At 70.8% G+C, this 9,776-nt stretch carries 7 protein-coding genes; all 7 read left to right on the plus strand.

What is annotated here, in order from left to right:
- Positions 1 to 30 precede the first annotated feature (30 nt).
- The gene (locus tag GHC57_RS14225) at positions 31 to 828 is read left to right on the plus strand and encodes a polysaccharide deacetylase family protein (RefSeq protein WP_153345397.1); all 798 of its coding nucleotides are present in this window, start codon (positions 31 to 33) and stop codon (positions 826 to 828) included.
- Positions 825 to 2,795, plus strand: a complete 1,971-nt coding sequence (locus tag GHC57_RS14230; protein WP_170294888.1) for a dipeptide ABC transporter ATP-binding protein — start codon at positions 825 to 827, stop codon at positions 2,793 to 2,795. Before GHC57_RS14225 ends, GHC57_RS14230 begins: the two co-directional genes overlap by 4 nt.
- Positions 2,795 to 4,831 (plus strand): ABC transporter substrate-binding protein, encoded by a 2,037-nt coding sequence (locus tag GHC57_RS14235; RefSeq protein WP_246152318.1) that lies wholly within the window; start codon positions 2,795 to 2,797, stop codon positions 4,829 to 4,831. Before GHC57_RS14230 ends, GHC57_RS14235 begins: the two co-directional genes overlap by 1 nt.
- Before the next feature lie 14 nt (positions 4,832 to 4,845).
- Complete coding sequence (locus GHC57_RS14240) at positions 4,846 to 5,844, plus strand: ABC transporter permease subunit (RefSeq protein WP_170294889.1); 999 nt, start codon at positions 4,846 to 4,848, stop codon at positions 5,842 to 5,844.
- Entirely contained in the window at positions 5,841 to 7,043 is a 1,203-nt protein-coding gene (locus tag GHC57_RS14245) for an ABC transporter permease (RefSeq protein ID WP_153345399.1), read from the plus strand. The genes GHC57_RS14240 and GHC57_RS14245 overlap by 4 nt, the downstream gene beginning before the upstream one ends.
- 180 nt (positions 7,044 to 7,223) lie before the next feature.
- Positions 7,224 to 8,570 (plus strand): PAS domain-containing protein, encoded by a 1,347-nt coding sequence (locus GHC57_RS14250; protein ID WP_170294890.1) that lies wholly within the window; start codon positions 7,224 to 7,226, stop codon positions 8,568 to 8,570.
- A gap of 18 nt (positions 8,571 to 8,588) precedes the next feature.
- Positions 8,589 to 9,500, plus strand: coding sequence for an ATP-binding protein (locus GHC57_RS14255; protein WP_153345403.1), 912 nt, complete (start codon positions 8,589 to 8,591; stop codon positions 9,498 to 9,500).
- Positions 9,501 to 9,776: the final 276 nt, after the last annotated feature.

Raw genomic sequence — 9,776 nt, forward strand, 5'->3', positions numbered from 1 at the left:
GCCCCCGATCACGGCACGGCGGATGGAACCATGAGCGAAACGCCCTGGCGGCACCTCGACGCGGAATTGGCGGCCTGGGCGGACGCCGGCCGCACGGTCACGCTGTGGTGGCGCGACGACGATGCGGTGGCGGTGACGGACCAGCTCGACCATCTGGCCGCGGTGTCGGCCGACAACGCCGCGCCGGTGACGCTCGCGGTGATCCCGGCCGAGGCCGAGCCCGCCCTCGCCCCGTGGGTGGCCGCGCGCCCCACACTCAACGTGGCCCAGCACGGGCTGAACCACGCCAACCATTCCACCGCCGACGAGCCGGGCGCGAGCGAGTTTCCGGCCTCGCGCCCGCTCGCCGTTCGGGCCGCCGATCTGGCCGAGGGCTGGGGCCGCCTGACCGCCCTGTTCGGGAGCGACGCGCCCGTGCCCATGATGGTCGCGCCCTTCAACAAGGTCGGCCCGGACCTGCCCCGGGTGCTGCCGAGCGTCGGTCTGGCGGCGCTGTCGGTGCATGGGCCGCGCGCCTCCTGGGCCGACGCGCCGGTGGCCGTGGTCAACACCCACGTGGACCTGCTGCGCTGGAAGCCGCACGCGCAGTTCATCGGGACGGACAAGGCCGTGCGCCGGCTGGTGGCCGCGCTGGCGTCGCGCCGCCTGGGCCGGGACGAGTCCGGCGCAGCCCAGGACCCGAACGAGCCGGTCGGCCTGCTGACCCATCATCGGGTGCATCAGGACGACATCCGGGTGTTCCTGGCCGACCTGCTGCCGCGCCTGCGTCACCCGGCGGTGCGCTGGGCCGACGCCCGCGCGCTGGTGGCGGAGGCCCCCACGCCGTGACCGCCGCCGCAGCCCGCCCCGGGCCGACCACGGGCCCGGACGCCACCCCGGATGCGGATATCCTGCGGGTGCGCGGCCTGACCATCGACTTCCGGTTGCCCACGGGATCGCTGCGCGCCGTGGAGGATGTCGGCTTCACGCTCCGTCGGGGGGCGTGTCTCGCGCTGGTGGGCGAGTCCGGCTCCGGCAAGTCCACCATCGCCCAGTGCATCCAGGGCATCCTGCCCAAGGCCGCGCGGGTGGCCGGCGGCGCGGTGGCGCTCGGCACCGGGCGCCACGGCGAACCGCCGGTCGAGATCACGGCGCTCGGACGCGACAGCCGCGCCATGCTGGCCCTGCGCGGCAACCGCGTGGCGACCGTCTTTCAGGAGCCCATGACCGCGCTGTCCCCCCTGCACACGATCGGCGATCAGGTCGGCGAGCCCCTGCGCCTGCATCAAGGGCTCAGCCGCAGGCAGGCCGACACGGCGGTGGTGGACCTGCTGGCGCAGGCGCGTTTTCCGGACCCGAAGGCCGCCGTGCGGATGTACCCGTTCGAACTGTCGGGCGGTCTGCGCCAGCGCGCCGTGATCGCCATAGCGCTGGCGGGCGAGCCGGACGTGCTGATCGCCGACGAGCCGACCACCGCCCTGGACGTCACCACGCAGGCGGAGATCCTGGCCCTGATCGACCTGCTGCGGCGCGAGACGGGCATGGCCGTGCTGCTCATCACCCACGACCTGGGCGTGGTCGCGCACATGGCCGCGCACATGGTGGTGCTGCACAGGGGGCGCATGCTGGAGGCCGGCCCGGTGGCGCCGCTGTTCCAGGACCCGGGTCACCCGTACCTGCGGGCCCTGATGGGCGCCGTCCCGCGCGTGAGCGGCGCCGTCCAGGCGCGCCTGACGCCGCTGCGGGACATCCGGATCGATCCGGCTCTTTTGCAGTCCCTGCGCCAGGGGACACCGGCCCCGGACGCCCTCCCGGACGCCCCCCCGGACGGCCCCCCGGACGGCCCCCCGGACGACGACGCCGCGCCGGTCATGCTGCGGCTGGACGCGCTCGAGAAGCACTACCCCCTGCGGCACGGCGGCCTGTTCCGCCGCGACGGCGGCACCGTGCAGGCCGTGCGCGGGGTCAACCTGGAGCTTCGGGCCGGGACCTGCCTCGGCCTGGTGGGCGAGAGCGGCTGCGGCAAGACCACCCTGATGCGGCTCATCACCGGGGCGCTGCGCCCCACCGTGGGCCGCGTGCTGTTCGACTCCGGCGACGGCCCGGCGGATGTCGCCCACATGGACCGCGCGCGCCTGACCCGCTACCGGCGCGAGGCGCAGTACATCTTCCAGGACCCGTTCGCCAGCCTGAACCCGCGCATGACGGTGCGGGAGCTGCTGACGGAACCGATGGTGATCCATGGCGTGGGCACGGCCCGGGCGCGCGCCGACCGCGCCGCCGAACTGCTGCGCATCGTCGGCCTGGACGCCCGCATGATGGGCCGCCACCCGCACAGTTTCTCGGGCGGGCAGCGCCAGCGCCTCAGCATCGCCCGCGCCCTGGCCCTGGGGCCGCGCCTGCTGCTGTGCGACGAGCCGGTCTCGGCCCTCGACGTCTCGGTGCAGGCGCAGGTCCTGAACCTGCTCGCCGACCTGCGCACGGCGCTGGGGCTGACCATGCTGTTCGTCTCGCACAATCTGGCCGTGGTCCGCCACGTGGCCGACAGCATCGTGGTGATGTGCGCCGGCCGGCTGGTGGAATGGGCGCCCGCCGACGTGCTGGTGAACGACGCCCGCCACCCCTACACCCGCGCGCTGCTTTCGGCTGTGCCGGAGCCGGACCCGCACCGGCGGGTCACGCCGGGGGAACTGGGCGTCGCGCGGGCCTCCGACCCGGCCGCATGGCCCGCGCCCTACCGCCCCGGCCCGGACGGCCGGACGCAGTGGCGGACGCTCGGCGACGGCCACGTCGTGGCGGTGGGAGGGCCGGCGTGATGACTTGGCGTCCTGCACGGCCCCGCATCATCTGCAACCCGGCTTCTCAAGCCCGTCCGCGCGTCACCGCGATGCGTCTGGCGGTGGGGCTGGTCTTGGCCGGAGTCGTTGCCATCGTTGGGGCGCCGCCGCCCGCCGCCGCCCAGCCGGTCGAGCCCCCGGTGCTGGCCGAGGCGGTGGCGGCGGGCACCCTGCCCCCCATGACCCAGCGCCTGCCCGAGGTGCCGCGCGTCATCGACCTGCCGGCCCAGGGCAAGACGCTGGGGCGGCCCGGCGGGCGCATCGTCACCCTGATGTCGCGGGACAAGGACATCCGCCTGATGACGGTCAACGGCTACAGCCGTCTGGTGGGCTACACCGCCGACCTGGAGCTGGCGCCGGACATCCTGCGCCGGGTGGAGGTGGCGGAGGGGCGCGTCTTCACCCTGTTCCTGCGCCCCGGTCATCGCTGGTCCGACGGCCACCCCTTCACCGCCGAGGACTTCCGCTACTGGTGGGAGGACATGGCCAACAACCCCGTGATCGAACCGGGCGGACCGCCGCCGCAGATGATGCCCCACGGCGCCCCGCCCCGCTTCGAGATCCTCGACCCCCTGACCGTGCGCTACACCTGGGACCAGCCCAACCCGCTGTTCCTGCCCGCGCTGGCGGGGGCGCGGCCGCTGCAAATTTACCGCCCCGCGCACTACCTGCGCCGGTTCCACGCGGCGCATGCCGATCCCGACGCCCTGGCCGCCCGGATCGAAGCGGCCGACGCGCGCGACTGGCGGGCCCTCCATTACGACCGGGACCGCTGGTACCGCAACACCAACCCGGCGCGCCCCTCCCTGGACCCCTGGGTGAACATCACCGATCCGCCGGCCCGGCGCTATGTGTTCCGGCGCAACCCCTACTTCCACCGCATGGACACGGCGGGCCAGCAACTGCCCTACCTGGACGAGATCGCCATCGACATCACGGACGCCAAGCTGGTCCCGGCCAAGGCGGCGGCCGGGGAGTCCGACCTGCAGGCCCGCTACCTGGGCTTCGACGCCTACACCGTGCTCAAGGCCGCCGAGCTGCGGGGCGGCCCGATCGTGACCTTGTGGCGCGAGGGCCAGGGATCCAGCGTCGCGCTCTATCCCAACCTGACCACCACGGACCCCGTCTGGCGCGCGGTGCTGCGTCAGGCCGACGTGCGGCGCGCGCTCTCTCTGGCCATCGACCGCCACGAGGTCAATCAGGTGGTGTTTTTCGGTCTGGGCCTGGAGATCAACAACACCCTGCTGCCGCAAAGCCCGCTTTTTGACGCGGACATCGCCCGCCGCTACGCCGACCGGGACGTGGACCGCGCCAACGCCCTGCTGGACAGCGTGGGTCTGACCGAGCGGGATTCGCGCGGCACCCGCCTGCTGCCGGACGGCCGCCCCATGGACCTGATCGTCGAGGAGGACGGCGAGGACCGCACCCGCCTGGATGCCCTGCGCCTGATCCAGGATCACTGGGCGGAGCTGGGCATCCGCATGTACATCCGCACCTTCTCGCGCGAGGTGCTCAAGCGCCGTGTCTATGCCGGATCCAGCATCATGGTGGCGTCGTCGGGCCTGAACAACGGCCTCGCCACCCCCGAGATGCCGCCCACCGAACTGGTGCCCGTGGCCCAGGACATGTGGCCGTGGTCGGCCTGGGGGCAACACCACGAGACCCAGGGCGAGGCCGGCGAGCGCGTGGACATGGCGGCGGCCAGCCGTCTGGTGGAGCTGTATGCGGCCTGGATGACCTCGACCACCCGCGACGAGCAGACCGCCATCTGGACCGAGATCCTGACCCTGCACGCCGAGAACCAGTTCAGCATCGGCGTGGTGGCCGGCGGCAAGCAGCCCGTCGTCCGCACCCGCCGCCTGCGCAATCTGCCGGACGCGGCCCTGTACACCTGGACCCCGGGGGCCCATTTCGGCATCTACGGGCTGGATACGCTCTATCTGGCGCCGGAGGACGACGCGGGGGCGGCGGCCACCGAAGAGCCGGGCCCTGAGCCCGGCGACGGGCCGGGTTAGGGGGGAGGCGCACCGTGGGACCCTATCTGATCCGGCGCGCGGGCCTGATGGCGCTCACTCTGGCGGTGACCAGCGTGCTGGTGTTCGTCATCATCCAGTTGCCGCCCGGGGACTATCTGACCACCTACATCGAGGAGCTGCGCGCCCAGGGCGAGATGGTGCCGCCGGAGCGCATCGACTATATGCGCGAGCAGTACGGCCTGGATCGGCCGTTGGTGGAACAGTATCTGGTCTGGGCAGGCGGGCTGCTGGTCGGCGACCTGGGGTATTCGTTCGAACACAGCGTGCCGGTCCGGGCCCTCATCGGCGACGTCTTCATTCTCACACTGGTGGTCAATGTCGCCACCGTCCTGTTCGTCTACATCGTCGCCTTTCCCATCGGGCTGTACACCGCCACCCACCGCTATTCCGTCGGCGACTACGGCCTGACGTTCCTCGGGTTCCTGGGGCTGGCCACGCCCAACTTCCTGCTGGCGCTGATCCTGCTCTACCTGTCCAACCGCTGGTTCGGCACCTCCATCGGCGGGCTGATGGACCCCGAATACCTCGACGCGCCCTGGAGCATCGGCAAGGTGCTGTCGGTGATCGAGCACCTGTGGGTGCCGGTGGTGGTGATCGGAACCGCCGGCACGGCGGCCATGATCCGCCGCCTGCGCGCCAACCTGCTGGACGAACTGCACCGGCCCTATGTCACCACCGCCCGGGCCAAGGGCGTGCCGCCCACCCGACTGCTGGTCAAGTACCCCCTGCGGATGGCGCTCAATCCGTTCGTGGCCGACATCGGCAACCTGCTGCCGCAACTGGTCTCGGGCTCGGTCATCGTCTCGGCGATCATGAGCCTGCCCACCACCGGCCCCCTTCTGCTGCGCGCCCTGGCGGCGCAGGACTACTACGTGGCCGGGGCGATGCTCATGTTCCTCGCGGTCCTGACGGTGATCGGGCAGTTCGTCTCCGACGTCCTGCTGGCGGTGCTCGACCCGCGCATCCGGCTGGGCGGAGGGCTGGCGAAATGACCGCCCCCGAAGCGCCCCCGCCGCCGGTCGTCCACGCGCCGGTGCCGGACGATCCGGACGCCCACTTCGTCTGCCCGGCGCCGTTCGACCCCACGGCCGAGGAGGTGCTGCCCGAAGCCCGCCAGAAGGCGCTGGAGGCCGGGCACTGGCGGATGGTGTGGTGGAAGCTGCGCCGGCACCGGCTGGCGGTGGTCAGCGGTCTGGTGCTGATCGGGCTGTACCTGATCGTGCTGTTCGCCGAGGTCCTGGCGCCCTATGCGCTCGGCGACCGCGACACGAACCACATCTACGCCCCGCCCCAGCGCATCCACCTGGTCCACGAGGGCGAATTCATCGGCCCGTTCGTCTACCCGGTCCAGTACACGCTGGACATGGTCCGGCTGAAACGCGAGTACACGCCCGACACCCGCACCCCGCAGCCGATCCGGTTCTTCTGTTCCGGGCCCTCTTACGAATTCTGGGGGATGATCCCGGCGGATTTCCATCTGATGTGCGCGCCGGAGGGCGGCACGCTGTTCCTGCTCGGCACCGACCGGCTGGGGCAGGACATGTTTTCGCGGCTGCTGTACGGCACCCGCATCTCGATGACGGTGGGGCTGATCGGCATCGCCATCAGCTTCGTCATCGGCGTCACGCTGGGCGGGCTCGCCGGCTACCTGGGCGGCTGGATCGACACCGTGGTCCAGCGGATGATCGAGATCCTGCGCTCGCTGCCCGAACTGCCGCTGTGGATGGCCCTGTCGGCGGCCGTGCCGGTGACCTGGAGCCCCATCGTCGTGTTCTTCTGCATCACGCTGATCCTGGGCCTGATCGACTGGCCGGGGCTGGCGCGCGCGGTGCGCTCCAAGCTGCTGGCCCTGCGCGAGGAGGATTACGTCACGGCGGCCCAGTTGATGGGCGCGCGACCGGCGCGGGTCATCGGGCGGCACCTGCTGCCCAACTTCTCCAGCCACCTGATCGCCTCCGTCACGCTGTCGATCCCGGGCATGATCCTGGGCGAGACGGCGCTGTCCTTCCTGGGCCTGGGCCTGCGCCCGCCGGTGACGAGCTGGGGCGTGATGCTGACCGAGGCCCAGAACATCGAGGCCGTGGTGCTCTATCCCTGGCTGATGACGCCCATGGCCGCCGTCATGATCGCCGTGCTGGCGTTCAACTTTTTGGGCGACGGGCTGCGGGACGCCGCCGACCCTTACGATTAGGCGCGCGGCGCCGCAGCGTCCCGGCGCAATCGGCGCGACCCGTTCCAAATGGGACAGACATGGACCGCGTGTCGCTGGTATCGTGTCGGATGTGGACCAGGACGACCCGGACCCCCGGACCGCATACGGGGCGGGCTGGCCGATGACAACGCGAGTGTCTGCGGGGAGAGCGGCGGCGCGATGCTGGACATGCAGACCCTCGTCCTGGTGGCGGCCCTGCCAGGTCTGGTGCTGGCCTGGAGCATGGCGATGCTGCGGCGACGCGCGCCCGCCCTGCCGGAGGCCGCCTGGTGGCAGGCCGCGGGTCTGGTGATTTCCATCGGATTCGTCCTGATCGCGGTGCGGGAGGCGCTCCCGGCACTCCTTGGCATCGTTGTCCCCAACAGCCTGTTCATCCTTGGTCTGGCGGGCCTGCTGGCTGGTCTCCAGGTCCATCAGGGCCGCCGGCCGCGCTGGCGCCTGTCCGGCGCCGTGCTGGCGGCCACGGTGGCCGGCTTCGTCTGGTACGGCCTGATCGCGCCGGACACGGCGATGCGCATCATCATCGTGGCGCTGGCCCAGACGATCCTGTGCGGGGCCATCGTTCTGGAACTGCGCCCCCGCGCCCGGGCGCGATCCCATCCAAGCGCCTTCGACGCCATGGTCGGCCTGCCCTTCCTGCTGCATGCCGTCGCCATGGCCGCGCGGGCGGTGGCGACCGCCCTGTTCGACACCCGCATCGACGATTTTTTCTCGGCGCAGGCGATTCAGACCACGGCCATGCTGGAGGTGATCGTCTTCCTCACCCTGGCCTCGGTCTCGCTGAACACCCTCATCGTGGGGCGGGCGGCCCGGCGGGTGGACGATGTCATCTGGGCCACCCGGGTGGGGACCTGGGACTGGTCCGTGCCCGCCGATGTCGTCCGCATCAACGACCGTTGGGCGGGCATGCTCGGCTACACCCGCGCCGAGTTGGAGCCGATCACCAGCCGCACCTGGCTGGACATGGTCCATCCGGACGACCGTCCGGGGCTGCAGCGGACCCTGGCGGACCACCTGGAACGCCGCGCCTCCGATTACGAGGCCGAGGCCCGCCTGCGCCACAAGGACGGCCATTGGGTCTGGATCCTGCACCGGGGCCGCGTGGTGGAGTGGACAGCGGATGGCCGTCCGGCCCGCATGACCGGCACCCATGCGGACGTCACCGAGCGGGTGACCCGCGCCACCGAAATCCAGGCCCAGCGCAACCTGCTCGCCAATCTCGCCCAGCAGGTGCCCGGCGTGATCTACCAGTTCGCGCTGAAGGCGGACGGCACCATGTGCTTCCCCTTCGCCAGCGAGGGGATTCGCGAGATCTACGGCATCGCCCCCGACGACGTGAAGACCGACGCCACCCCCGCACAAGACCGCATCCACCCGGCGGATGTGGATCGGGTCATTGCGGAGATCGAGGAGTCCGCCCGGATGCTGTCTCCCTGGCGCTCCGAGTACCGCGTCGTCCTGCCCGACCGCGGCGTCTCGTGGCGGGAGGGGCACGCCATGCCCTAGCGGACGGCCGACGGGGGCGTGCTCTGGCACGGATTCATCACCAACATCGACGCGCGCGTGGACAAGCAGCAGGCGCTGGAACGCTACGCCGGCGAGTTGGAGTTCACCCGCCAGAAGCTGGAGGAGCAGGCCGGCGACCTGATCGCCCTGGCGGAACGCCACGCCGCCACCAGCGAGATGCTGGGCCACGAGGTGGCCACCAAGAACCGCTTCTTCGGCATCGTCGCCCACGACCTGCGCAGCCCCTTCACCTCGCTGCTGGGCCTGACCGAGTTGATCGTGCGCGGCGCCGAGACCCGACCGCGCGCGGACCTGCGCGATCTGGCCACGCACGTGCGGGACAGCGCGCGCCACCTGCACACGCTGCTGGAACAGTTGCTGGAGTGGGCGGGGCTGCAGATGGGCTCGACCGCGCCCCATCCGACGGACGTGGACGTGGGCCGGATCGCGGTGGAGATCCTGGCGCAGTATGCCGACTCGGCCGGGACCAAGGGGGTCCACCTCGCCTCCCGGGTACCCGCCGACCTGCGGGTGCATGCGGACCCGGACATGCTGCGCGCCGTGCTGCGCAATCTGGTCGCCAACGCCATCAAGTTCACGTCCAGCGGCGACCGGGTCTGGATCGAGGCCGCGCCGGCTCCGGATGGCGCGACCGTGACCCTGGCCGTGCATGACACCGGCGTGGGCCTGGACCCGGCCCAGAGCGCGCACCTGTTCGACGTCGCGGTCAAGACCACCGCGCCGGGCACGGCCGGAGAGCGCGGCACCGGCCTGGGCCTGCCCCTGTGCGCCGAGATGGTGCGCCTGAACGGCGGCCGGATCGAAGCCGAACCGGGGCCGGACGGAGTCGGCACGACCCTGCGCGTGACCCTGCCGGCGCGGGCTGGGTCGCATTCGAGTTCGGGAACAGATCGCGAAAAAACTGAGTAGATAAATATTACTTTTCTAATGTTCTGCGCCTATTAAAAGCATTGGGTCCTTATGAAACCTTTTCAACATCAGGCACATCGTACAAGTAGTTAGAAAATAAAGACACAAGACGGTGATCCAGCAGTGCCTTTATTATGTCCCCACAAGTATCAGGGGTCGCGATTATCTTTCCCTGGGAGTCAAAATTGATATTGAGTTTAAAGGCTTATCCCTTTGCTTCCGGCGCGATCAACATATCGTAGGAGATTGGGCCTTTGGTGGTGGCGATGCCCAGGA

The organism is Roseospira navarrensis (assembly GCF_009601025.1).
Classification (GTDB): domain Bacteria; phylum Pseudomonadota; class Alphaproteobacteria; order Rhodospirillales; family Rhodospirillaceae; genus Rhodospira; species Rhodospira navarrensis.